The following is a 24281-nucleotide window of genomic DNA, read 5'->3' on the forward strand; positions in this document are numbered from 1 at the left end:
TAGAAAATTAATCAGTAAATATTAAAGATATTTATCTTGGAAAGATAAAGGGATATTGTTTATTGACAAACTAATTATTGCATAAATATTGATATAATTTATCTCAAATTTATCTCATGTTTCTATCAAACATTGGACTTTTAGTTCAATGACTAGTAGATGGTTGTAATGGTATAATTGGGTTATGAAAGAAGGAATTAATATGAGTGAAATTGATGATAAGATTAAATTAGAAAAGTATTATCAACTTAGAAATAGTAAAGCTATTGATGATTTAAATTATTGTAATGCTTTTTTGAAAGAATACCGTGATAGTTATCAAATGTTTTATATTGAATCATATAATGAATTTTTGGGTGATATAAAATTGACAGAGGGTGTTGTAGCAATATTAAAAGAGTGGTTATTTGATCGTGATTTAGAATATATTGATAAACTATCAGGAAATCAGGGGATGCTGGTATATGGATTGTTTTTAGAGGGATTATCTTTTGATGAGATTAAAGAAGTAATTGATCGGGCTAGAATGAGGAAAAATAATTGAGTGAAAAGAAACTTACAAAAAAGTAAGTTTCTTTTGGTTACATATCAATTTGAATATCAGGATTAATTTTATTTGTAATTGATTGTTTTAAAGTATCTACAGAAATAGTGATATTATTATAACCGTTCAATCCATGTTGATTAGCTAAATCTTGAGTATAATCCTTTAATCGATAAACAGTAAAACCATAACGATTATCCATGATATTTTGTTTGTTATCACAATAATAGTGATTCATAACAGGTGTTAATACTACATTTTCAATCGAAACAGAGCTTCCTTGTTTAACAATATCAAAATTTAACATCCCGCCTATTTGGGTATTTTCCTCTAACATGCCACTAATAAAATTACCTAAACTATAGGCAACTAATGTTCGATGATTGTTACTATTAGTGAGCCATTCAATATTTTGAAGCGTATGCGTGTGTGTTCCAATAATAACATCAACTCCTAAATCCGCTAAATATTGAGCATATTCTCGTTGAAAATCACTAGGTTCATCACTATACTCTTGTCCCCAATGACAGGAAACAACAATAGCATCACTAATTGCTTTGGCTTTTTTAACATCATTTTTCATGCTTTCCTTATCAAAGGAATTATAGCGAAAGGCAACAGGCACATAATCATAATTAATATATTGATTATATGATAGAAAAGCAATTTTAACTCCATTTTTTTCAATTACTGGAATTTCACTTTTTTCAGTTTCGTTTTGATATAGACCGATATATTTGATATTAGAAAACTGTTTAAATACCTGGATTGAGTGATCAACAGCACTTTCACCGACATCAAAGGCATGATTGGTAGAACCGTTCACTACATCAAAGCCAAGTTCGTTTAAAGTATTGGCCATTTCATCAGGGGTATTAAATACAGGATAGCCCTTATAACCATATTGAGCGCCACCTAGTATTGTTTCTTGATTGATAAAAGCAATATCAGGTGTTTCTATGTATTCACGGATATTTTGATAATAATCAGAAAAATCATAACCATTATCACGTTTAGCATTTTGAATTAAAGGATCATGCATTATATTATCACCAACAGCAGTGAAAGTGACACAAGTTTTAGAATCATCAAAACCCTTAGTTAAATTATAAGTACCCGAAATTCCGTTATCAGAAGTTTGACACCCAACTAAAAAAAGAATTATAACTAATAATTTTAGTATTTTCATGATTGACTTTCCTCGATGTATTCTTCAAATGTTATACCTCTTTGATGAATTTCTTGAGCTGCTTCTTTACCAACATAGCGCATATGCCATGGTTCATAACCATAATTAGTAATACTAACTTTATCTTGAGGATATCTTAAAATAAATCCATATTTATAACCATCACTAATAATAAATTTTCCAATATCACTATCAGCAACTTGTTCAGTTAAACGATCACCGCTTATTTGATTAGAAATATCGATTGCTAGTCCTAGCTGATGTTCACTTCTTCCGGGATAAGCACTATATTGAGAAGCATATTCTTCACCATAAATTTCTACTTGTCTTTGCCAATATAATGCTTGAGTTTCATTTGAACGATATCCAGAGATAATATAGCAGGTAATTCCTTGACTTTGAGCAGCATCATAAAATTCTTGAAAAGCCTGAGCAGCTTCTTGTCTTAATTGTTGGTGGCTGCCAGCTACTTCGACTAAATCATCAGGTACCCAACCTTCAGGAATTTTATGGGTTTTATTAACTAGAGCAGTGATAGATTCAGGGTTACTTATAGTTTCTGGAATCACATCAGTTGGATTAAAGATTTCATTATCATAGGTTCTAACAACATCAACAATTAATGTTTTAGCATCTTGATCTTCGGTATTTTCATCTTCTGATGGTAATGTATATTCAACTTCATATGTTCCTAAATTTGTTGTATCGATCGGAGTATACTGAACATCTTCTTTATCACCACTAATATAATCTAAATAATTAATAGTTTCATATTGATTTACTTGAATTCTATCACTATTTAAAGTAAAAGATTTAGTTTGTTGGGGTGGTGTTTGAGAGGCTGTAGTCTTATTAGAATGGCAACCGGTAAGTAATAACACTACTCCCAAAATTAATTTGGTTTTATTAGATGTTTTTTTCATAACATTTCATCACCTTTATACTTGTTAACTATTTTCATTTTTAATCATAATTAAGTCAACTAAAATAAATATTATCTTTAATATCAAAAAATTTCATTTTAAAATATAATTTTCAGTTTAAAGTTATCGTATTTTAGCCAAAAAATCAATATTTTTTATGAATTTTGGATTATTACACATACAATGGTAATTTTAGGAAGAATTTTATTGATTAAATAAGAATATTGAAATAAATGTTTGTTTTACATTATTGATAAATTTGGTATAATATGTCATAATCGTGAATTATTATTCATGTTTTTAAGATTGATAATTTAAAAAGAGAGGGAAGAAAAGATGAAAATAACTAAAAAGGGTAAAGTTATTGGAGTAGTACTAGTCTTATTTATATTTTTGGCTGGGATGATGGGATGTAGCAGTACTCCAGAAGTTGAATTAAAAAGTGAAACACTAACGATTGAATATGGGCAAGATATCAGCAGTTGTCTAAAAGACAATATAAAAGCTTCTGCTTATGATGATCAGGATATTATTGATGATATCGAATACAGTTGTGATCAAGCTGATGATGTAGATGATTTAGATGTTGGTAAATATACTATTACATATAAATTAAAAAGCAATGAAAAAACGGTTGCACTGACAATTCAAGATACTACAGCACCAGAAATAACATTAAAAAATGAGCCAAGTATTTTTGAAAATGATAGTATCAACTACGATGATTTAATAACAGTTAAAGAGTTATCATCATACGATACTTCATATGATGATTCACAAGTTAACTATAATACACCAGGTAATTACGTTGCCACATATAATGTAAAAGATAAATATGGAAATGTTGCTTCAATTGATATACCAGTAACAGTAAATGAATTATTATTACAAACTTCTTCACCAGCAAGTATTTCATTAAATCCTAGTGGAACTTCTAAATTCGAAGTTTCTACTAATTGTAATGATGCTATAACTTATACTTCTAGTGATGAAAATGTTGTCAGTGTTGATAGTGCTGGTAATCTAACAGCTAAAAATGCTGGTAGTGCAACAATTACTGCCACAGTTAAAGGAAAAAATATCTCTACTAATGTTGTAGTAACAAATCCTAAACCTGTAGTAAATCAAAGTAAAACAACCAGCAGCCAAGCTTCTAGTAGTAGCAGTAGTAATGATAATATATCTTATACAGTTTATCGAACTAAAACGGGTGATTGTTATCATCGTGATGGATGTCGTTATTTATCAAGAAGTAAAATTGCGATTTCTAAAAGTTCTGCTATTTCTCAAGGACTAAGAGCTTGTAGTGTTTGTAATCCATAAAATATAAAAAAATAAACATATCATATGTCAGTGATTAATCACTGACATTTTGTATATATAGATAAATATGTAAATACAACTAGTTTTATTTTGAAAATTATCATAATTGTAAATAATAGAGCTATTTTATATAGTAAACTTATGTATATTAAGTAGGAAATTGAGAAATTGTTTTATTATACCGATAAGGAAATAATAAAAATTCTTGGTATCAAAAGAATGCAGTTCTTTTTTTTGAAATATGTACCGATTATATTACCGGATATATACATAAAGAAGCATATGAATTAGTTAAAAAATAATTAACAAAGTAAGGATATATAGTTATTGATGAATTAAGAAATTATATTCAGCTTTATAGATGTATTTGACAATAATTTAAGAAATGCATCCAAAAAGTAAAATAATCGCTTTAAAATGTTAATAAAGTTAATGATATTTTTATCAATTATATCAGAGAAATACTTAATTGTCTGTCATGAGTAAAATTAATATTTCTATTTTCTATTATTAAAATTAATCGGCAAATTTAATGCTAATATGATAGAATAATATAAAATATTTGTTGTTAATTTGTATTAGAAAGAAGGAATATGATGAATTCATTAATTGATCAGTTAGTATATTATTATAATTCTAGATTGCAAGATGATATAATGCATAATATTGCTTGTTATATCATTGATCATATAAATGATATTGAATCAATTACGGCTAAGAAGATTGTTCATGATTGTTATACTTCACTTACAACAGTTAATAAATTTAGTCGTTTGTTTGGAACTGGTAATTTTAATATGTTTAAAAATCTGTTGATTGCCCATCGTGTTATCAAAATGAAACAGGTTTTTAATCGCTATGAAAATACGAATTTTAATCAGTTATATGATGTTTATGTTAGTTCATGTCATGGACAAGATGTCTATGATCAAGATTATTTGTTTTCTTTAGCTAATAAAATAGCTGAATTAATTCACGAAACTAATCGGGTTAATTTTTATGGGGCTATTTTTCCATTATCATTGATTTTCAACTTTCAGGTTGATTTTATTACAATTGGAAAGCCTGTTTTTATTTATACACCTAAAGATGATTATCAGGGTTACTTATTAAATGATGATGATTTAAGTATTATTTTAAGTATTACTGGTTCTTATATTACTTTAGCTAAAAGAGAGTTTATGGATATATATCATAGTGGGACAAAGAAAGTTTTTGTTTCTCAAAAAAGTGATGTGGTTTTGGAATATATAAATAATTTTGATGAGTATTTTTGTTTACCTAATCATTGTGAAAAAGTTGAATCAAATTATATTATTTTACTTTTATTTGATTTAGTTAGATATTTTTATATTAAACGTTATGTAATTATGGAGAAGTGATGAGATGTATTTGTTGGAAAAACTGGAACTATTAGTTGATAATCTGGAGTTAGAAAAGATTGATTATAAAATTGCCAAATATATTTTATATCATCAAGATGAAGTTTTAAAAGATACAGTACGCCAGTTAGCTAAAAAAACTTATGTATCGCCTTCGGCAATTATCCGCTTTGTCAATAAGATGGGTTATCGTGATTATAATCATTTTAAAGAAGCTTTAGCTTATGAAATTGAAAATGAAAAAGCTAAAAGTGAGGAAGCAAAAGATATAAAGCAGTTAACTTATAAACAATATTTTAGTAAGCTGGAAGCTAGTTTTAATCAGGTCTATCAAAACTCTTTATCAGATTTGGATAAATTGATTTTATTATTGAAGAATAATGATGAAATTATTTTTTATTTAGAACCTGGTTATCATGATATTTTTTTGCCACTAATGAATCGTTTAAGAAAATTGGGTAAAGAAGTAAAAGATATAACTTATAAAAGTGAGGTTAATAAAATCGATATTATTAAAGAACGGGAAAATAATAGTGTAATTATTATGTTTTTTCCTAGTGATGATTATAGTATTGTTTATATGCGGCATGTTCAAATGTATTCTAAGTTTATTTATGAATTAGAGCATAATGATATTCCGAAGTTTTTTATTGGGCAAGATGCCCGTTCTTTTTATGGCTTTGATGATAATCTGGTTTTACCGTATTTAAAAGATAAATCGATGTATAAAATAATCATGATTTTATTAATTGATTATCTTATTTCTAAATTATGATTCTTTTTGTTTTAAAAATTGAAACAAAATCAACTATCGATTATTTGTTTTAAAACTAAAATCATTTTATGTAATAAAAAACTGTTTAAAAATAAAGATGGTGTTAAAATAGAGTTAGAAAAATTTTTAAAAGAAGGGAGTGTTCGATGAGGTAAGATACTTGATAGTGAATAGATATGTCATACCTGTATCTTTTCTGCTTATATATATCTCAAATTAATAAAAAGTTTGTTTAATAATAATTAAGCGTAAATTTAAACTTCAAACAATAAAGAATATTAGTGTGCCCTAAATATAATAATAACATTTAAACAATCTATTATCTGATACAACATATCTATTCACTTTAAATTTGAATTAATAATTATTGGTGATTATAGCGGGGGTTTTATAATTTAAAATTACTAATAATTAGGTAAACTCCTCCTGGTTTCAGCAAAAAAACGAGTTCTAGCTCGTTTTTTTAGTTAACTTTAATTCAGTAGTTTCAATTAACTTTTTAACTTCTACTGGTAATTTAGCTTTAATATTATCATCAAGATTATATAAACTGCGTCCTAATTCTTCGAATAATTGGCTTTCATCAATATTTTCTGTTTTTATCTGGTAAAATTTTTTGACTAGATTATCACAAATTAAATCAGCTGGTTTCATGGCATTGATTAAATGTAAACCTTCAATTGATTTAATGCGACTTAAAGCAACATATAACTGACCACAGTCAAATGAGTAAGGGATTAAATTTATTTGGTCATATGTTTGTCCCTGACTTTTATGAATTGTGATGGCATATGCTAGTTTCAAAGGTATTTGAGTGAAAGAACCAATTTTATTTTTCCTTACCAGATGTTGTTTAACACCATCGATTTCTTTGGTTTCTACTACATAATTTTCAATTTTCCATTCATGATATGAAAAAGTAATATTTTGCTTAGTTTTATCGAGTTTAACAACGACAGCATTTTCTTTTAGCGAAAAGACAGTTCCTAGTGATCCGTTTTGAAAATGAACTAAGTCAGTATCATTGATCAAGACCATTACCCGTGCTCCAACTTTAAGTTTTAAAATATCACTAGTTGGTTTGTCAGATGGTTTGACCTCGCCTTCTACAATTGCTTCATAAGTAACTAATGGGGTAGTTAGTTTATCTAGTTCAGTTTGATTAATTTCATCTACGACTCGATTAATAGCTGATAAAGTAATTCCATTAGTAAACTTCTTTCCTTTGGTGCGTTGATTAAAATAAGCTATTCCATGACTGTCACCAATTCGAATCATGTTTAAATGATTAATAAAATTATGATCATTTTGTCTGATGACATTAGTTAGATTAATGGTTGTAAAGTGACAATCTAACCATTTTTCCGATTCAAAGGCAAAGCCTTTATCGTAATTTGGATAAACTTTTTTTAGTACTTTACGGTCATTGCTTGTTGTCACTGGTGGTAATTGAAAAAAGTCACCAACAACAATTAATTGAATCTTTTTGTGGATTTTTTCAATTACTTTGATCATATATTCAAAAAGATCAATACGACACATACTAATTTCATCTACGACAATTATATCTGCCTGTTGAATTTGACGTGGAACTGAGGTGATTTTAGGATTAATCTGAGGTTCCAGGCTTATTTGAAAACAGCGATGAATCGTTACACCACCAATATTGATTGCGGCAATACCGGTTGGGGCACAAACTAGAATATTTTTCTTTTGTTTATTTATTTCGTTAATAAAAGTATTAACCAGATAGGATTTACCGGTTCCGGCTTTACCAGTAATAAAAACATTTTTACCAGATAACATTATATCTAAAGCTTCTTGCTGCTGCCTGGTTAAATGTGAATTACGATTATTTTGAGCAGGAGAATTTTTATGATTAGGATTAGGGGAATCTTGGATAAATTTGTCAGCATCTTCTTTATTTTTAAAACTTTTAAAAATTGAACCAGAATAACCGATGATTTGTTTTTGACATTCTTCCCACGTTTGATAAACACCAGGAACTCGCCCTTTTTTTACAGCATAATATTTACTCATGAATTCACTTCCTTATATGATTTAGTCCCAAGATTAAATTATCATAGTTTTACACTAGTTTCTTAATACAAGTATAACGTAATCGTCTTATTTTGCCAAAACATTATCAGTTTTTAATCTCATAAACCTAGTTGTTATAGAAGACTAAGTTAATAAATTGAAAAAATGAAATTCATTAGTATACTAATATTAGTTATCAATAGCTAACTAATAAATAAACAGGTAGGAAATAATCATGAGCAATGAACAATTAAAGTTTGAACAGTTATTAGCACGTCACTGTGTTCTGGCATTATGTAAACAAAAGACCGCAAATATGTTTCATATTAATCGAAACTGTATTAATGATCTTGAATGAAATGGTTAATTGGTATAATCGGTTATTTGCTGCTAAAGGAATTAAAATAAGAATTTTTCAATCAAAGCAACAGCGTGTGATGATTTATGTTTATTGTCCTAAATTAGTAGAGCAGTTGCTTCACGATGATTCAGTAGTAAAGTTATTATCAAAGTTTAATTATCCAGAAGATGATATGCAAAAAGTTTTTCAGTATTTAGAGTATCGCTTAAATACATGTAAGACTTTTCCTCATGAAATAGGAATATTTTTAGGTTATCCTTTAAGTGATGTGATTGGTTTTTTACAAAATATTCCATGTTTATATGTAGCTAATTGGAAAGTTTATAGTAATGTAAATGAATCAAAGAAGAGATTTAAACAGTTTCAGGAAACGAAGGATTTATTAAAACAGTAAATTAGGGAAAGTCGGTTATTAATTTAATGTAATTAGTATATTTCGAAATGTTATTTAGATCTAATTCGTCATATGATTATTATTCTTAACTTTTTTTGATGATTAATAAATTTGTTTTCAAAATTGAAAAAAATGTTTTATATTGTTAGTGGTCTTGTTATAATATCTATTTAGAAAGAAGGGGGACGTAGTGAAAAAATATGAAATAGATATGTGCAATGGACCATTACTTAAATCGTTGATCGTTTTTGCGGTTCCATTGATGTTATCAGGTATTTTACAGTTGTTATTTAATGCAGCTGATATTATTGTTTTGGGGCGATTTTCTGGTAGTGATTCGATGGCGGCTGTTGGTTCAACCACATCATTGATCAATCTATTAGTTAATTTGTTTATTGGGATATCTGTTGGGGCCAATGTATTATTAGGGCGTTATTGTGGAGCTAATGATGAAAAAAATGCTTCACAAACGGTACACACTGCTATTTGTACAGCACTTTATGGTGGAATTATTATGATTTTTGTGGGAATTATTTTAGCTAGACCACTATTAGAGTTGATGGGAACCCCTAGTAATGTTATTGATTTATCGACGGTATATATGCGGATCTATTTTGTGGGAATGCCTGGATTTATGATTTATAACTTTGGGGCAGCGTTACTTAGAGCGATTGGGGATACCAAAAGACCGCTTTACTTTTTAACAATAGCTGGAATTGTTAATGTATTTGGAAATTTATTTTTTGTTTTAATTCTTAATTTAGGAGTAGCCGGTGTAGCTATTTCAACAACTTTATCACAATATATGTCAGCTATTTTAGTTTTAAGATGTATGTATAAAGATGATGGAATTTTAAAGATTCATAAAGAATTATTACATTTTCATCGAGATAAATTAATTGCTATGTTAAAAATTGGTTTACCAGCTGGATTACAGGGAATGCTTTTTAACATTTCCAATGTTTTAATCCAATCATCTGTTAATTCTTTTGGTTCGGTGGTTGTTGCTGGAAATACTGCCGCCAATAACATAGAAGGTTTTGTTTATACGGCGATGAATGCCGTTTATCAAACTGCTTTAAGTTTTACCAGTCAAAATATGGGAGCTAGAAATTATAAACGTGTTGATAAAATATTAATTAATTGTTTAGGCTTTGTCAGTGTTGTTGGATTAATACTTGGTATTGGAGCATATTTAGGTTCTGATGCTTTGTTACATATATATTCAAATGAAACTGAAGTTATTAAAGCGGGAGTTTTACGAATGAGTATTATTTGTTCAACTTATTTTACATGTGGCATGATGGATGTAATTGTTGGTAGTCTTAGAGGAATGGGATATTCAATTATGCCAATGATCGTTTCACTAACCGGTGCTTGTTTATTTAGGGTCGTTTGGATTTTTACGATTTTTGCAATCGATCGTTCATTATTTGTCTTATATATATCTTATCCAATTTCTTGGATTTTAACTTTTGGAGTTCATTTAATCTGTTATTTTAAAGTCAGAAAAAAAGCTTTTAATCTTAGTACGTTAAGTTAGGTAAGTATTAAAAATTACATTTATTGAATGGAAATATGTAAAATATAATTGTTGTAATATTTGATAATAAATGTTTCAGCAAAGTTATAGATTGTCTAAGACCTTGGTAGTTTGCTGATGAGGAAATTTAGTTTATTGAATTGTAGATGGTTAAGAATTATATCATAAAATTATACCATTAGAAGATTTAAATAGTGAAAAACTCATTTAAGTATAACAAAGCAAGAAAAATGATAATCAAAATTGATTCCGCTATGTCAGTATGAGTACTGGTAAAAAGAATAGTTGAAAAAGATGGGTCAATATTAGCAACTAGAATAATTTATAGTTTGGATAACCAAATTTTATTATGGTGATTATTTTATAAAGAAAAAATAAATAAGAAAAGAGTGTGAAATAGATGTTACATTATTTACCAGGGTGCGATGTCAAGAAAAATCATAATGACGCAATTAATAAAATAATAAGGTACATGGAAAGTAAAGGAGCTATTATTGACCAGTGTTGCCGTGTTAAAAAAAAGTTATTAAATGAAAATGACATTATGATTAATAACTGTACTTTATGTGAATTAGTTTTGAGTGAAACACATCAAGAGAATGAATGTAAAAGTTTATACGAATTTGTATTACAAGATGAGAGTTTTCCTTGGTCAGATCATCATCGTGATAAAATAACAATACAGGATTGTTGGCGAACTAGAGATAATTTAAAGTTACAAAACGCAATTAGAGAGTGTCTTATTAAAATGAATTTTGAAATTATTGAATTAGAAGAAAATTATAACCAGACAAAGTTTGATGGTGTATGGTTATATAACAATCCGGCTCAAAATTGTTTAGAAACAGCTCCGATAACTTTTAAAAATATTCAAGATAATTATGTTATGTTATTGGATGAAGAAGAGCAGATTAAAAAAATGCAAGATTGGTGTAAGAAGTATGAGACTGATAAAGTTCTTGTGTATTGTAATGGTTGTGAAAGAGGAATTAAAATAGGTGGAGGTAAACCTGTTCATATTGTAGAACTCATAGCTGAAAATTTAAATGGGTAGTATTAAATATCATGGTTTGACTAAATAGTATGTTAAATAATTAAAATATTAACAATAATGAGATTATATGTTTTATTATAAAAAATATGATATTAGACTATGACCTTGATGAAAGATAAAAAGCTCGATATTGCGAGCTTTTTAATTGTTTGGAATTAGTGAAGATAAAATATGGTTATAAAAGTGGCTAATGAGATAAATAGGGGATTGTATATTTATAAATATTCTATATATAGTTAAAGTTATTTCTTAAATAATGGTATTTGTAATGCAGTGGTTTTTGCCTATAAATATATTAACTTTAAGATAAATAATGAGACTGAATTTGTAAAGTGAATATCAAAATAAAAACCAGAAGACTATATGATATCAATATAGTTCCTGGCATAAATCATATAATTTAATAACATTGTTTTTTGATTACTTTTCATTGGTCGTGATAAATTACTTTTTTACGGTAACCAGTTTTAAAATCGACTTCATTTTCTAACGGTTCATTTTTATCTAGATGATCAATATTTCTAATTACTAGATTTAAAAAGAATTCATGAACACTAGGCCATTCAAAACCACCAGAAACATGAGGGGTAATCAAAACATTATCATAGTCCCATAGTTCATCATCACTAGGATATGGTTCTGGGTCGATAACATCTAAAGCGACACCATAGAGATGACCAGTCTTTAAAACCGTTTTTAAATCATTTGTATTAATTGCTGATCCTCGTCCGACATTGACTAACATGGCATCTTTTTTTAAGCGCATTAATCGTTGATAATTAAACATGTTGATAGTTTCTTTTGATTGTGGTAAACAAAGAATGACAAAATCACCGCGAGGCAAAACTTCATCTAGTTTATCAATCGAATATAACTCATCAACACCAGTAATAGAGTTAGTAACATGACGTTTTAAACCAATAATTTTACAATTAAACGCTTTTAATCTTTTAGCTAATTCATAACCTAAATCACCTAATCCCACGATAATAACAGTACTATGATAGATTTCTTTACCACCAGTTTCTTCTTGCCATAAATGATCTTGCATATGTTTAAAATAAATTTTAAAATTTTTATTTAAAGCTAAAATCATTCCAATTGTATGTTCGGCAATTGCTTTTCCATAGTTACCACTGGCATTAGCTAATTTGGTATTTGAATGTAAGATACCATCTTTGACATACGTATCACTTCCAGCACTAGCTAATTGCAAAGCTTTTAGATTACTACGATTTATATTTATTTTTTTAGATGGATTTCCAATTATCATTTCAGTTTCATCAACCATTTCTTGAGTGATTTTTCTAGTAAAATTGAATTGATGTTGGGGAAATCTAGTAATTAATGTTTCTTTTTCTTCTTGAGTAAATGGAGCTAAAACTAATATTTTCATATACAACTTCCTTTCGATAATATTATAGCAGATAAATAAAAGAACTTGAAAATCAAGTTCTTAAAAAGTCAGCTTTGATAATAGTTTGTTTAGACTTTTAGTATCATTAACTAGAGTTAGTTGTTCGATATTTTTAGGATTAACTAAAAACTTTTGTAAACTTTCAATCATATATTCATGATGATTATAAATGTTTAATAAGATAATCGTTTTAATATATTTGCTTTTCCATAAAATAGGTCTAGTTAGACAATATATTTGAATTTTATTAGCTAATCGTGGCTTATATGAATATTTAATTAATACATGATTACTTAATTCAAATTCCTGATTAGAATTTTGGTTTATAATTTGATAAAACTGTTGTTTTGAAGTTATTTCTATTAAGTGGATATCTTGTTTATTCAAATAGTCAGTTAATAAATGTCGATCTTCTTTTAAAAATAAACGTAATTTTTTTAAATCTTGATCATTAATAATTGGATTGATTCGTAAAACTGGAATATTAATATTGTCAGGTAGTAAAACAGTAGAAATAAGACAATCATAGTTGGTTAAATCATAGTTGTTTAGTTCACTAACAGCAATTGAATTTTCAATTGTCAGAGAATCACGATAGTGTTTTAAAATAGTAAAACTAATAAGTTCGCTAGTAGCAATACTATAGTCATTAACTAATAATACTCTTTTTTTAGAAATATTTCGTTTTCTTCTTTCGAATGCATATTGAAAGTGGACAGCTATATAACCAATCTCAGCTTCTTCATTGATAAATTGCTGATTAGTTGATAGAGTTTTCCATGCTTCTAAAGACATCATATAACCATAAAGATATTTTTCTTTAATATCATCAATCAAAGGATTACGAAGAAAAGTATTAAATTTGATTCGATTTTGGGTGGAAATGATATGCATTCCGATAGCTTTTCTTAAATACATATCTTGACTAAAGTCAATTTTAAATATTTGATTAATGCGCTGTAACATTTTTAAAACAATATGATCAATTTCCGGTTTTAATTGGTCATTAATACAGCTTTCAATAGCACTAGTTGAATTACTTTTTTTACCAAGAATATGAATTGTTAAATAATCCTTTTCCCTGTCAGTTAAGGTAATATTAAAATATTTTTGAATTAGAGTAGCAATATCTTTGGCTACTAAAAATTCGTACTCATTTTCAATTTGAATTTGTTTGTTACGATTAAAAGTTATTTGATAACCAGCTTCAAAGCGTTCAATTTGCACTTGGATATGAATAACAAAGTTATCAAAGACTCTTTTGGGCATTGTAATACCATCATTAAAGATAATCTGATTTAGTTCTTGAATAAATTCATGATCACCGGCAATTTTTGGAATAGTCATTTCTGAATTATGATATACATATTCAGCCATGCATTGTCGGTAGCAAAATTCATCTCCAATGATTTTTAATCCTTTTTTGGCTTTTTGAATTAACTGTAGGTTATAACGTTCTAAGATTTCACGAATGATTTTAAGACTGCGACTAACTGAAGTTCGGTCAATATATAATAATTCTGATAAATCATCGATTTTAATGTATTCTTGTCTTTTTAACATTAAACCTAGAATATAATAAGCTCTTTCTAATGGAGTGGCTGGAATATAATTAGCATCTTCTATGTGTAACTGGTTTAAAAACTCATTCATTTTTTGTTGATCAAGGACTTGAATCGTATAACCTTTTCCATAAACAGGATTGATGCAGGCAAAATCCAAAATAACAGTATTAATATTTTTGATTTCATTTCGAATAGTTTTAGATCCAATATTCAAAAGAAGAGCTAGTTTTTTACTAGTCAAAAAGTCTGAAGATTCAACGAAAAACATTAGGATTCTTTGTTGCCGTTTAGTAAGTAATGACATATTCCTTCACCTCCAGTTAATATTATAATTTGTTTAAAAAAGTATGTCTAAACATAAGCAAAATAAATCAGTTTATGAAAAACTGATTTATGGAATACGAGTACCAACAGTGGTTGCAAAATCACCATAAATTGGATTGGATGAGTTAATACCGTTTATTTCTGGTAAATAAGTACAGATAACTTGAAATATTACTAAAATGTTGAACCAGGAACTAGTTAATGAATAATCATTAACATTGATAATATTATTACTAGTCTGTTTTCTAGATGAGATAACTAAATAATTATTAGTTTTAGATTTGATAAACTCAATTAAATTATCCATTAGTTCACTGCCAGGACCGGGAGTATCAATCAAAATAATATAAGAATCATTAACAATAGTTCGATGTGGTCCATGCATAAATTCTTCAAGCTCATAGTTCATGATCGAGATTTGCATGGTTTCTAAAATTTTTAAACTTCCTTCTAGACTAGTTGGATAATTAATTCCAAATCCGGTAATACTCATAGTTTTAGCTTTTGACCAGTTTTGATGATGATAGCACCAATTTTTAATTGCTTGAATATTTTGTGGTAAATCTTGGATACTATTTCTATATTCAATTAGAAAATCTTGATTTTCTAGTTTTAAAATTTTCATTAATAATAATTGTAATACTAGTACAGTAGCGCTAAATCCTTTTGTTTTAGGGCCAACGCTTTCGTTGCCACAAAGGATGTTTTGATGATAGTTTGCTTGCTTGGCAATAGGACTTTCATCATCACTAGTCAAGGCAATTACTGGAATATGATTAGCTTTAGCTAAATTTAAGCATTCTAGAGTACCTACGCTTTTACCAGTTTGTGATAAGACGATTAGTAAATAGTTTTCGTTATGATTTAATAAGTTGGAATAATATCTTAAATGAAACGGAGTTTCAATAATAATTGGTTTTGAACTATTTTTTTCAATTAGAGCTTTGGCTAATTTAGCTGCATTATAAGAAGATCCAGAAGCGGTAATAATTATTTTAGATACATTGATGAAAGATTCAGGAAGTAAAGAAGTTATCTTTGCTTCCTGTTTAATAATCTTATTTATAATCGTCGGTTGTTCATCAATGTAATCCCACATCTTATTGTTCATGATTAAAGAATTGTGGTAAATATTGTTTATGTGCTTCTAGCATTTCTTCTAATAATGGTTTGGCAATATCATAGTCTCTAACTAATGGATGTGCAACTAAGGCCTCCAAAGCAATTTTACGATCTCCAGTAATTGCTGCTTCTACTGCTAAAGATTCATAAGTTTTTACAGCACTGATTAATCCAACTACAGCTTTAGGATAATGAGGAATAGTTAGTGGCTGCATCCCGTTTTTACTAACGTAACAAGCAGTTTCGATGACAGCATCGTCATCTAAAAAACGAACTGTTCCATTGTTGGCAACATTAATAACCATCCATTTTCCAGTATCATTGTAAATAGCATCCATAACGCCAATGGCAACTTTAGAATAACCGCCACCACCACGTTTAGCTAAAGTTTTTGGTTTTTGGTAATTAGAAGTATCGGCATATTCTCTAAAAATTTGTTTTTCTAATTCTAAAATAGCTTCACCTCTAGTTTTATCTTGTTCTTTTAGCTGTTGTACTCTTTCTTTAGTGTGAAAGTAGTATTGAGTATATTGACTAGGAATTAAATGGAGCGTTTCCATCCATTCTTGTTTTACAGTGGTACATTTTTTGATTATTTGGCTGAATTCTTGATCAGTAATTGATCGACCATCAATAGTCATATTGTAAGAAAAATTCATATGATTTAAACCTAGATAATCATAATAAATCTTTTCTTCGGGAACATTCAAGGCTTCCGCTGCCCACCAGCGCGGACGCATACCTCCAGCACACAATCCAGCAACTTTAACATTGCAAACTTTATTTAAGGCTTCAGTTACTAATCTGGTTGGATTTGAGTAGTTGATGATCCAGGCATCAGGACAATATTTTTCGACATCTTTAGCAATTTCAATCATTACGGGGATAACTCGAAAGCCATTGAACATGCCACCGGCTCCTGTTGTTTCTTGACCAATCAAACCATATTTTAATGGGATTTTTTCATCAAGAATTCGCGCTTTATTGCCACCTACTCGAATTTGCGTTGAGACAAAATCAGCCCCGGTAAAAGCTTCTTTTCTAGAAGTTGTTGACCAAGCATCAACTTTATAGTCTAAATGCTGGATATATCTTTTAACAAAGCTTTCCATAATTTTTAATCTTTCTTCGTTAATATCTAATAATACTATTTCTTTTACTGGAAGGGTATCACGATGGTCGGATAACCCTTCAATTAATTCAGGTGTATATGAGCTTCCAGCTCCTACGATTGCTATCTTCAACTGTTTATTCATTTTCTATACCTCACTTTTACTTTCATTTCCTGATAATCTTTGTCTTTCCATGGGTTTAAAGAATGGATAATAGATACATCCAGCGATAACTAGGGAAACAACACCCCAAATAACTGCTGGAATATTACCGCCAGTCACTAAATAATGAGAGAATAGTGGTGGTGTGGTCCATGGAATATTGGCAACTGGACGACCAATGATATTAAAGAACATTAATAAATACGTTCCAGCTGATAGGGTTAAAGTTGTTAGGGTATAAGGAATAATCATATATGGATTCATAACTAATGGGACCCCAAAAACAACTGGTTCGTTAATTTCAAAAATACTAGCTGGTAAACATAATTTGCCTAGAGTACTAAATCCTTTTTCTTTAGACCGGATCATCATTAAAACTAATGGTAAAGTAGCGCCACCGCCACCTAAGAAAACAAACATCGTAAATCCGCTTGCAGTAATATAAGGAGGTGTTGTACCAGCAGCATATGCAGCAGCGTTAGCGCCAAACATCGTTAAGAAAAACGGATCAGCAATAGCTAAAACCGCACCACCGTGGATTCCAATGCTCCAAAGCATAGAACGAATAAACATAAAGACTAAAAATCCTGGTAATGTATTTAACGCAAAGACAAATGGTGAAAAACAATCCATTAAAATCGAATTAATGTTTAAACCAAATATTACACGAATAATCCAAACTAATGTTAAAATCACTAAGGCTGGAACTAGAGACATAAATGATTTGGATACTAATGGTGGAACTGTATCTGGAAAATGAATGACTAAATCACGTTTTTGAAAAAAATGCATGATTGTTCCAGTAACCAAAGCAACAATGATAGCCGTAAATAATCCTGTTGTTCCAAATACTGATGTATCAATAGTATAATCATCGCTCAATGTTATTAATAAAAAGGCAGCGATTGATATAATTGCGGTAATTAAAGGATCAATTTTAATATCGGTATATCCTTTAGCAAAATAATAAGCAACGCTGGCAGCACTGACTAATCCTACTATCCCAATAGTAATACTATTGACAGTAGTAATCATTGAAGCATATGGTTCAAAAAATGATTGAATAAAACTAATTGGAATATTAGGGATTAGTAAAAAGATACTTCCGATAATAGTAAGTGGAACTGTGACCATCATCCCATTTTTAACGGCATTTAAATGATGTTGAGTAGCTAGTTTATTTAATGGCGGAGCCATCTTTTGTTCAACAAAATTAAGTATTGTATTCATAACTATTTTTCCTTTCTCTATTATTTTAAGAGCTCTTATCTTTACATATTCATCATATAATGATTATTTATTTTTTTGAATTGTCACTATGACCATTGCCTTTGTGGAAAAAAATGCACTAGTTAAAAAAATAATATTAAATATTTGTTATAAAAATATTAAATTAATGATTTTTATTTCATTAATTTGTGATTTAGATATAATTATATTGAAAACGAGCCTGTTTTTGATATAATTCGACTATAGTCTACTTTAAAGACTATATGAAATTATTTTTAAATCAGTAATCATCGTCTAGGGCGTGTTACTGATTTAAAATGGCAATAAGGTTTCTTGTACACACTTTTTTAAGTAGCGTATAGGAATTTTATTGCTTTTTATTTATAAAAATTTTTGGTAACAATATAGAGTAATACTATCGAATAAAGGATATTAGATTGGCAAGAAGATGAAAATAAATAGAAAATTTAAATTGAATTTTAAGCAATAGGGTAATAACTCTATTGCTTTTTTTGTATCTAGAATAAATAAAATAATAACTAGAGGAATATTAAGCTATAAAAATGGTTTAGATATTTTTAACAATTTGTGAAATTAATAAAAAATATATCAATTATTTGTTATAATAAAATCATACTTAGGTTGATATGATATTGTTGTAAAACGATATCATATTTATTAATGGTTAGAAAGTTTTAGGTGGTGAATATGTATACTATAGAAAGATTACAAAATTTGACAGAATATTCAGATATCGATAGTGTTGATCGGATATTAGCTGAATATTTTTTAGCTAATTTAAATAATTTATCACATCTAACATTAAAAAAATGTATTCAAGAAACAGGGGTATCTAAAGCTTCTATTCATCGTTTTTATAGTCATGGTGGTTTTAATAATTTTAAATCACTCCTTACAGTACTTTCTCGAGAAGTTAGTGATGGTTATAGTTATTCAAGTAATTATGATAGTAATATTGAATTTAATAGTAACCAGTTAAAATATTTATGTAATTGTTTAATTAAAGCTAAGCAAGTAATGTTTTATGGTAAACAAGATGAAATAGATTATTTTAATCATCTAAAATATCTTTTGGTGCGAGCTGGAATTACTGTTTTATCCTTAAATTTATGGGATATGGAGATGGTTAATAATCGCATTGATCGTTTAAATGATAATGATGTTTTAATTGTTGTTGATAGTACTTTAAGAATTCAAAACATGTTTGAAATGACGATGACTAGAAGTTATTTATTGAATTTTGAACGATTAAAAAATGCTAAATTTTATTGTTTCTATTTAGGCAGTAGTAATTGTGACCAGTATTTTGGATTCAAAAATATTAAGATAAAAAATGACAATCGTATAGAGATTAGTCTATTAGTTGATGAAATGATTAAAAGATTAAAGAAGAAGGGATTTTAGTGAATACAGTTTTAGGATTAATTATTCTTTTATCGCAGAATAATATCGAAAAGGGAATTGCTTATAATCTTTCTAATTTTATTATTGATAATTTAGCTGAAATCAACAATATGAGTATGCAAGAATTAGCTAAACGTTGTTTTATTTCAACTTCATCAGTAATAAAATATTGTCGTTTATTAGGATTTAATAGTTATAGTGATTTTAAATGGCAGTTACAGTCTACGTATCAAAACCGTAAATTGCAATTGTTTGAAAAACAAGAGAAAATATCTTTTGAAAAATTATTTGAAAAAATTCAAAATCTTAGTATTGATCCAATTAATCAAACAGAACTATTTGAAAAAGTCAGTAATACAGCTAAGATTATCAACCAAACTAAATCAATTTATATTTATGGAGCGGTTTTTCCAGTTATGCTGACTCAGGCATTTTGTGAGGATATGTTGATGATGGGGGTTGCTGTCCATATGAAACATATTAGCTATGCACCATTAGAAATTGAAAATAATAATAATGATACTGTAATGATCATTTCTATTTCAGGTCGTTTTCAAGAAACTCATCAAGCTGAATACCAAAAAATGTGTCAACTTAATCCTAACACTATCTTATTTTCTCAAGATATTGAACATATAAATAATCTAAAAATTAATTTTGCATTACCGAAAACTGATAGCAGTGAATATGATGATTTAGTTTTGCTACTAACATTAGATATGATCAAAAATAAATATTATTTAGACTTTTACCAGAGATAAGTATCAAACTAACTAAACTGATAATGGTTTAGTTTTTTTGCTTTTTAAGTCTCAAAATTTGAGACAAATTCCAAAATAAAAAAATTGGTTCAATAAAAGAAATCAATGTGATTTTAAAAAGTAAGAAAGCGATTTCATTAGTGATATGATAGAGGCAAGGAGGAAAGGTATAGATGAAAAAAGGAAAAAACATATGTGCCTCAGTAATTGCCTTGACATTAATGTTTAGTCAAGTAAGTACTAATTTTATTAATGTCTATGCAAATGAGACCGACGGGACTGTGGGAACAGTCATTGACAATAATCAATTAAATACTGAAAATGCCGCTACAGAAACGGTAACTGGAAATTATGAACAGGCAATCAGTGAAGTAACTTTCCCTAAATATGAAAGTGATGGCACTAAGGAAGATGTTCATGTTTCAGATTTATTAAAACAACACTTAGATACGACAAATTTAACTGGTGTTAAAAATGATAATAATCAAACTTTGACATTCAGTGATGTTCAATTAAAAGACGTTTACTTAAATTCAGAATACTTAAATGGGGTATCTGAAGCAGGTATTAGTTTCTACAACATGGTAAATTATTTTACTGATGTTAAACAAATAAAACAGATGTTAGATGCTAATCCAGGATATAGTGTCATTGATAGTGCTGGTAATGTTGTTGATAGCAGCTATATCGACGAATTATTAGGATTAATCAATCAAATCTTGAATTTTGATACATCAACAAACTTAAAATATGATTATGATTCAGTTTATGATAGTAATGTATTTGCCCAAAATCCAGAAGTAGGTGGAACAGATGTCATTGCTACTAGTGAAGCTGGAAATGTAACCCTTAAATTCCATATCGATTCACATGGTTGGTGGGGATATGATTTAGGTGCTGATGATTCAATTACTGGGTTAGTATTAGGATTTTCACAAGAGGAAATTGATGCTGATCATGCTGAACATGAAGGACCATTAACTCATGCATACGCAAACTTCTTTGCGATTGATATGCAGACAAAAGGTAATGGAAGCTGGTATATGTTAAGAAATACGGATTTGGAAAATCCAGTAATTTATGTCAGTGAAGATGGAAAAGAAGCCTTTATGATCGATGTTGACTTCTATGGTGAAAATGTTATTAATAAAGTAATCAAAGATGTCATTGGACCAGAATGTGAGTCTTTAAAGATTTTCTTAACTCATAATCATAGTGATCATGTCAATAACTTGGCTATCATTGCTCAAGATGAAAGATTAAAAGATATTACATCAATCTATTGGCCAGAAAATGAACCACATACGCAATTAGATGGAGTAGATTTAGTAACTTTATTTGGAGAAGATAAAGTAACGACCATCGCTGATGGACAAAAATTCAGTGTGGCTGACCATGAATTCCAATTTGTTGAAATTCCTGATGAACATACACCAGGTGGTGGACAATTAGCTGATTTAACTAATAATGTTTTATACAGTGGTGATACTTTAGGAGCTCAGGTTCATTTAGGAGGATCAACAGTAAGTTTATCATCATTAGACGGCTGGTTAGCTGGAGCTCAAAAGACAGTTAAATATATTGAAGATAACGATATTAATTACATTATTGGTGGTCATACTGGATATTTGAATAATCCAGCCTATGCATCATGGGTTGAAACAGCAATGCAATATGCTAAAAATCAATTTAACGCTGATCCATTATGGACAGGTGGTTTAGTAATTGTCGAAAATGGAGAAGTAGTAACTGGAGACCGTTTAGGAGAAATCTTTAGTAATGGATTATCAGATCGTGAAGAATTAAATGTTGCATCAGCTAATTTTAGAAATAATGTCACTTCTCAGGTTCAAGGAGACTATGAACAAGCAATCAGTGAAGTAACTTTCCCTAAATACGAAAGTGATGGAACTAAAGAAGATGTTCATGTTTCAGATTTATTGAAACAACACTTAGATACGACAAATTTAACTGGTATTAAAAATAGCACTAATCAAACTTTGACATTCAGTGATGTTCAATTAAAAGATGTTTACTTAAATTCAAAATACTTAAATGGGGTATCAGAAGCAGGTATTAGCTTCTATAATATGGTAAATTACTATACTGATGTTTTACAAATTAAACAGATGTTAGATGCTAATCCAGGATATAGTGTTGTTGATAGTGCTGGTAATGTTGTTGATAGCAGTTATATTGATGAATTATTAGGATTAATCAATCAAATCTTGAATTTTGATACATCTACAGATTTAAAATATGATATGGATTCAGTTTATGATAGTGAGGCATTTGCTCAAAATCCTGAAGTAGGTGGAACTGATGTTATTGCTACTAGTGAAGCTGGAAATGTAACTTTTAAATTCCATATCGATTCTCATGGTTGGTGGGGATATGATTTAGGTGCTGATGATTCAATTACTTCTTTAGTATTAGGATTCTCACAAGAAGAAATTGATGCTGATCGAGCTGAACATGAAAGTCCAATTACTAGAGCTTATGGAAACTTCTTTGTTATTGAAATTCCTACTGCTGGTAATGGAAGTTTATACATGTTAAGAAATACCGATTTAGAAAATCCTATTATTTATGTTAATGAAGATAAAACGGAAGCCTTTATGATCGATGTTGATTTCTATGGTGAAAACGTTCTTAATAAAGTAATCAAAGATGTTATTGGACCAGACTGTGAGTCTTTAAAGATTTTCTTTACTCATAATCATGGTGACCATGTTAATAACTTAGCTGTAATTGCTCAAGATGAATACTTAAGTGATATTGCCACAGTATATTGGCCAGAAAATGAGCCACACACTCAATTAGATGGAGTTGATTTAGTAACTTTATTTGGAGAAGATAAAATTGTTGAAATCGCTGACGGACAAAAATTCGAAGCAGCTGGACATGAATTCCAATTTGTTGAAATTCCTGATGAACATACTCCAGGTGGTGGGCAAGTTGCAGATCTAACTAATAAAATCTTATATAGTGGAGATACTTTAGGAGCTCAGGTTCATTTAGGAGGAACAACAGTTGGTTTATCATCATTGGATGGATGGTTAGCTGGAGCTCAAAAGACAGTTAAATATATCGAAGATAACGATATTAATTACATCATTGGTGGTCATACTGGATATTTAAACAACCCAGCATTCGCATCATGGATTGAAACAGCAATGCAATATGCTAAAGATCAGTTGGCAGCAGATGCTTCATGGGCTGGTGGTTTAGTAATTGTTGAAAATGGAGAAGTAGTAACTGAAGATCGTTTAGGAGAAATCTTTAGTAATGGATTATCAGATCGTGAAGAATTGAATGTTGCATCAGTTAATTTCAGAAATGATCTACAAACTGAAGAACCTGGTCAAGATGAACCTGGTCAAGAAGATCCGGGACAAACACCTGGTCAAACACCAAGCGGTGATAATCAAAATCCAGGTACAACTGATGATAATACTCAAACTCCTGCAGGTACTGTAACTCCTCAAAACAATCAAAATACGGCAGTAAAAACAGGTGATAATACTACTATGGAATTAAGCCTATTAGGATTGGCTGGAGCTGTAGCAGTATTGACAGTATTAAAGAAAATGCGTAAATTTAATTAGTTGTATTAAGCACTTCTAGTAAATGGA

General features: G+C 29.0%; 19 protein-coding genes. 11 read left to right on the forward strand and 8 right to left on the reverse strand.

All coding sequences use genetic code 11. The annotated features are described in order from the left end of the window. Positions 1-202: 202 nt before the first annotated feature. Positions 203-544: a hypothetical protein gene (locus Q0K54_RS08680; protein WP_294580220.1), complete on the forward strand. Its 342-nt coding sequence runs from the start codon at positions 203-205 to the stop codon at positions 542-544. Between the two features lie 37 nt (positions 545-581). On the opposite strand, the gene Q0K54_RS08685 is transcribed toward Q0K54_RS08680, so the two are convergent. Both Q0K54_RS08685 and Q0K54_RS08690 read right to left on the reverse strand, forming a co-directional pair. Further along, entirely contained in the window at positions 582-1733 is a 1152-nt protein-coding gene (locus Q0K54_RS08685; protein ID WP_294580222.1) for a CapA family protein, read from the reverse strand. Next, on the reverse strand, positions 1730-2656 hold the full coding sequence (locus tag Q0K54_RS08690; RefSeq protein WP_294580223.1) for a D-alanyl-D-alanine carboxypeptidase family protein: 927 nt from the start codon (positions 2654-2656) through the stop codon (positions 1730-1732). Before Q0K54_RS08690 ends, Q0K54_RS08685 begins: the two co-directional genes overlap by 4 nt. 336 nt (positions 2657-2992) lie before the next feature. Between Q0K54_RS08690 and Q0K54_RS08695 the strand changes: the two genes are divergently transcribed. The 3 genes from Q0K54_RS08695 (at position 2993) to Q0K54_RS08705 (ending at position 6136) form a co-directional block, all read left to right on the forward strand. Continuing rightward, positions 2993-3979, forward strand: coding sequence for an Ig-like domain-containing protein (locus Q0K54_RS08695; protein ID WP_294580225.1), 987 nt, complete (start codon positions 2993-2995; stop codon positions 3977-3979). Between the two features lie 596 nt (positions 3980-4575). Then, positions 4576-5361 (forward strand): hypothetical protein, encoded by a 786-nt coding sequence (locus tag Q0K54_RS08700; RefSeq protein ID WP_294580226.1) that lies wholly within the window; start codon positions 4576-4578, stop codon positions 5359-5361. A 4-nt stretch (positions 5362-5365) separates the two neighbouring features. Continuing rightward, positions 5366-6136: a MurR/RpiR family transcriptional regulator gene (locus Q0K54_RS08705; protein ID WP_294580227.1), complete on the forward strand. Its 771-nt coding sequence runs from the start codon at positions 5366-5368 to the stop codon at positions 6134-6136. A gap of 450 nt (positions 6137-6586) precedes the next feature. On the opposite strand, the gene Q0K54_RS08710 is transcribed toward Q0K54_RS08705, so the two are convergent. Then, positions 6587-8176, reverse strand: coding sequence for a viroplasmin family protein (locus Q0K54_RS08710; RefSeq protein ID WP_294580228.1), 1590 nt, complete (start codon positions 8174-8176; stop codon positions 6587-6589). Between the two features lie 235 nt (positions 8177-8411). Between Q0K54_RS08710 and Q0K54_RS08715 the strand changes: the two genes are divergently transcribed. The 4 genes from Q0K54_RS08715 (at position 8412) to Q0K54_RS08730 (ending at position 11528) form a co-directional block, all read left to right on the forward strand. Beyond that, positions 8412-8534 carry a hypothetical protein gene (locus tag Q0K54_RS08715; RefSeq protein WP_294580230.1) on the forward strand — a complete coding sequence of 41 codons (123 nt, stop codon included), beginning with the start codon at positions 8412-8414 and terminating at the stop codon, positions 8532-8534. Further along, positions 8521-8931: a DUF3793 family protein gene (locus Q0K54_RS08720; protein WP_294580232.1), complete on the forward strand. Its 411-nt coding sequence runs from the start codon at positions 8521-8523 to the stop codon at positions 8929-8931. The genes Q0K54_RS08715 and Q0K54_RS08720 overlap by 14 nt, the downstream gene beginning before the upstream one ends. Positions 8932-9121: 190 nt before the next feature. Then, positions 9122-10474, forward strand: a complete 1353-nt coding sequence (locus Q0K54_RS08725; RefSeq protein WP_308698945.1) for an MATE family efflux transporter — start codon at positions 9122-9124, stop codon at positions 10472-10474. 400 nt (positions 10475-10874) lie between these two features. Further along, the gene (locus Q0K54_RS08730; RefSeq protein ID WP_294580233.1) at positions 10875-11528 is read left to right on the forward strand and encodes a hypothetical protein; all 654 of its coding nucleotides are present in this window, start codon (positions 10875-10877) and stop codon (positions 11526-11528) included. A 427-nt stretch (positions 11529-11955) separates the two neighbouring features. On the opposite strand, the gene Q0K54_RS08735 is transcribed toward Q0K54_RS08730, so the two are convergent. The 5 genes from Q0K54_RS08735 to Q0K54_RS08755 all read right to left on the reverse strand — a co-directional run bounded on the left by Q0K54_RS08735 (position 11956) and on the right by Q0K54_RS08755 (position 18460). Next, a complete protein-coding gene (locus Q0K54_RS08735; RefSeq protein WP_294580234.1) occupies positions 11956-12924 on the reverse strand; it encodes a D-2-hydroxyacid dehydrogenase in 969 nt (322 codons plus the stop codon). A 60-nt stretch (positions 12925-12984) separates the two neighbouring features. Beyond that, complete coding sequence (locus Q0K54_RS08740; protein ID WP_294580235.1) at positions 12985-14814, reverse strand: PRD domain-containing protein; 1830 nt, start codon at positions 14812-14814, stop codon at positions 12985-12987. 87 nt (positions 14815-14901) lie between these two features. Next, the gene (locus Q0K54_RS08745) at positions 14902-15933 is read right to left on the reverse strand and encodes an SIS domain-containing protein (RefSeq protein WP_294580236.1); all 1032 of its coding nucleotides are present in this window, start codon (positions 15931-15933) and stop codon (positions 14902-14904) included. 1 nt (position 15934) lies between these two features. After that, positions 15935-17212, reverse strand: coding sequence for a 6-phospho-beta-glucosidase (locus tag Q0K54_RS08750; protein WP_294580238.1), 1278 nt, complete (start codon positions 17210-17212; stop codon positions 15935-15937). Positions 17213-17215: 3 nt separating this feature from the next. After that, positions 17216-18460 carry a PTS sugar transporter subunit IIC gene (locus Q0K54_RS08755; protein ID WP_294580240.1) on the reverse strand — a complete coding sequence of 415 codons (1245 nt, stop codon included), beginning with the start codon at positions 18458-18460 and terminating at the stop codon, positions 17216-17218. Between the two features lie 708 nt (positions 18461-19168). On the opposite strand from Q0K54_RS08755, the gene Q0K54_RS08760 reads away from it, so the two are divergent. From Q0K54_RS08760 to Q0K54_RS08770, 3 genes are all read left to right on the forward strand, one after another. Further along, the gene (locus Q0K54_RS08760; protein WP_294580242.1) at positions 19169-19885 is read left to right on the forward strand and encodes a MurR/RpiR family transcriptional regulator; all 717 of its coding nucleotides are present in this window, start codon (positions 19169-19171) and stop codon (positions 19883-19885) included. Continuing rightward, complete coding sequence (locus Q0K54_RS08765) at positions 19885-20646, forward strand: MurR/RpiR family transcriptional regulator (RefSeq protein ID WP_294580244.1); 762 nt, start codon at positions 19885-19887, stop codon at positions 20644-20646. Before Q0K54_RS08760 ends, Q0K54_RS08765 begins: the two co-directional genes overlap by 1 nt. 173 nt (positions 20647-20819) lie before the next feature. Beyond that, the gene (locus tag Q0K54_RS08770; protein WP_294580246.1) at positions 20820-24254 is read left to right on the forward strand and encodes an MBL fold metallo-hydrolase; all 3435 of its coding nucleotides are present in this window, start codon (positions 20820-20822) and stop codon (positions 24252-24254) included. The last annotated feature ends 27 nt before the right edge of the window (positions 24255-24281 follow it).

This window comes from uncultured Thomasclavelia sp., from assembly GCF_944324745.1.
Lineage (GTDB): Bacteria > Bacillota_I > Bacilli_A > Erysipelotrichales > Coprobacillaceae > Thomasclavelia.

Coding starts and splice junctions, on each gene's coding strand:
- Q0K54_RS08745 (WP_294580236.1), bottom strand. CDS start 15,933: ATGTGGGATTACATTGATGAACAACCGACGATTATAAATAAGATTATT.
- Q0K54_RS08740 (WP_294580235.1), bottom strand. CDS start 14,814: ATGTCATTACTTACTAAACGGCAACAAAGAATCCTAATGTTTTTCGTT.
- Q0K54_RS08685 (WP_294580222.1), bottom strand. CDS start 1,733: ATGAAAATACTAAAATTATTAGTTATAATTCTTTTTTTAGTTGGGTGT.
- Q0K54_RS08690 (WP_294580223.1), bottom strand. CDS start 2,656: ATGAAAAAAACATCTAATAAAACCAAATTAATTTTGGGAGTAGTGTTA.
- Q0K54_RS08735 (WP_294580234.1), bottom strand. CDS start 12,924: ATGAAAATATTAGTTTTAGCTCCATTTACTCAAGAAGAAAAAGAAACA.
- Q0K54_RS08710 (WP_294580228.1), bottom strand. CDS start 8,176: ATGAGTAAATATTATGCTGTAAAAAAAGGGCGAGTTCCTGGTGTTTAT.
- Q0K54_RS08695 (WP_294580225.1), top strand. CDS start 2,993: ATGAAAATAACTAAAAAGGGTAAAGTTATTGGAGTAGTACTAGTCTTA.
- Q0K54_RS08755 (WP_294580240.1), bottom strand. CDS start 18,460: ATGAATACAATACTTAATTTTGTTGAACAAAAGATGGCTCCGCCATTA.
- Q0K54_RS08760 (WP_294580242.1), top strand. CDS start 19,169: ATGTATACTATAGAAAGATTACAAAATTTGACAGAATATTCAGATATC.
- Q0K54_RS08715 (WP_294580230.1), top strand. CDS start 8,412: ATGAGCAATGAACAATTAAAGTTTGAACAGTTATTAGCACGTCACTGT.
- Q0K54_RS08770 (WP_294580246.1), top strand. CDS start 20,820: ATGAAAAAAGGAAAAAACATATGTGCCTCAGTAATTGCCTTGACATTA.
- Q0K54_RS08750 (WP_294580238.1), bottom strand. CDS start 17,212: ATGAATAAACAGTTGAAGATAGCAATCGTAGGAGCTGGAAGCTCATAT.
- Q0K54_RS08680 (WP_294580220.1), top strand. CDS start 203: ATGAGTGAAATTGATGATAAGATTAAATTAGAAAAGTATTATCAACTT.
- Q0K54_RS08730 (WP_294580233.1), top strand. CDS start 10,875: ATGTTACATTATTTACCAGGGTGCGATGTCAAGAAAAATCATAATGAC.
- Q0K54_RS08705 (WP_294580227.1), top strand. CDS start 5,366: ATGTATTTGTTGGAAAAACTGGAACTATTAGTTGATAATCTGGAGTTA.
- Q0K54_RS08720 (WP_294580232.1), top strand. CDS start 8,521: ATGATCTTGAATGAAATGGTTAATTGGTATAATCGGTTATTTGCTGCT.
- Q0K54_RS08700 (WP_294580226.1), top strand. CDS start 4,576: ATGAATTCATTAATTGATCAGTTAGTATATTATTATAATTCTAGATTG.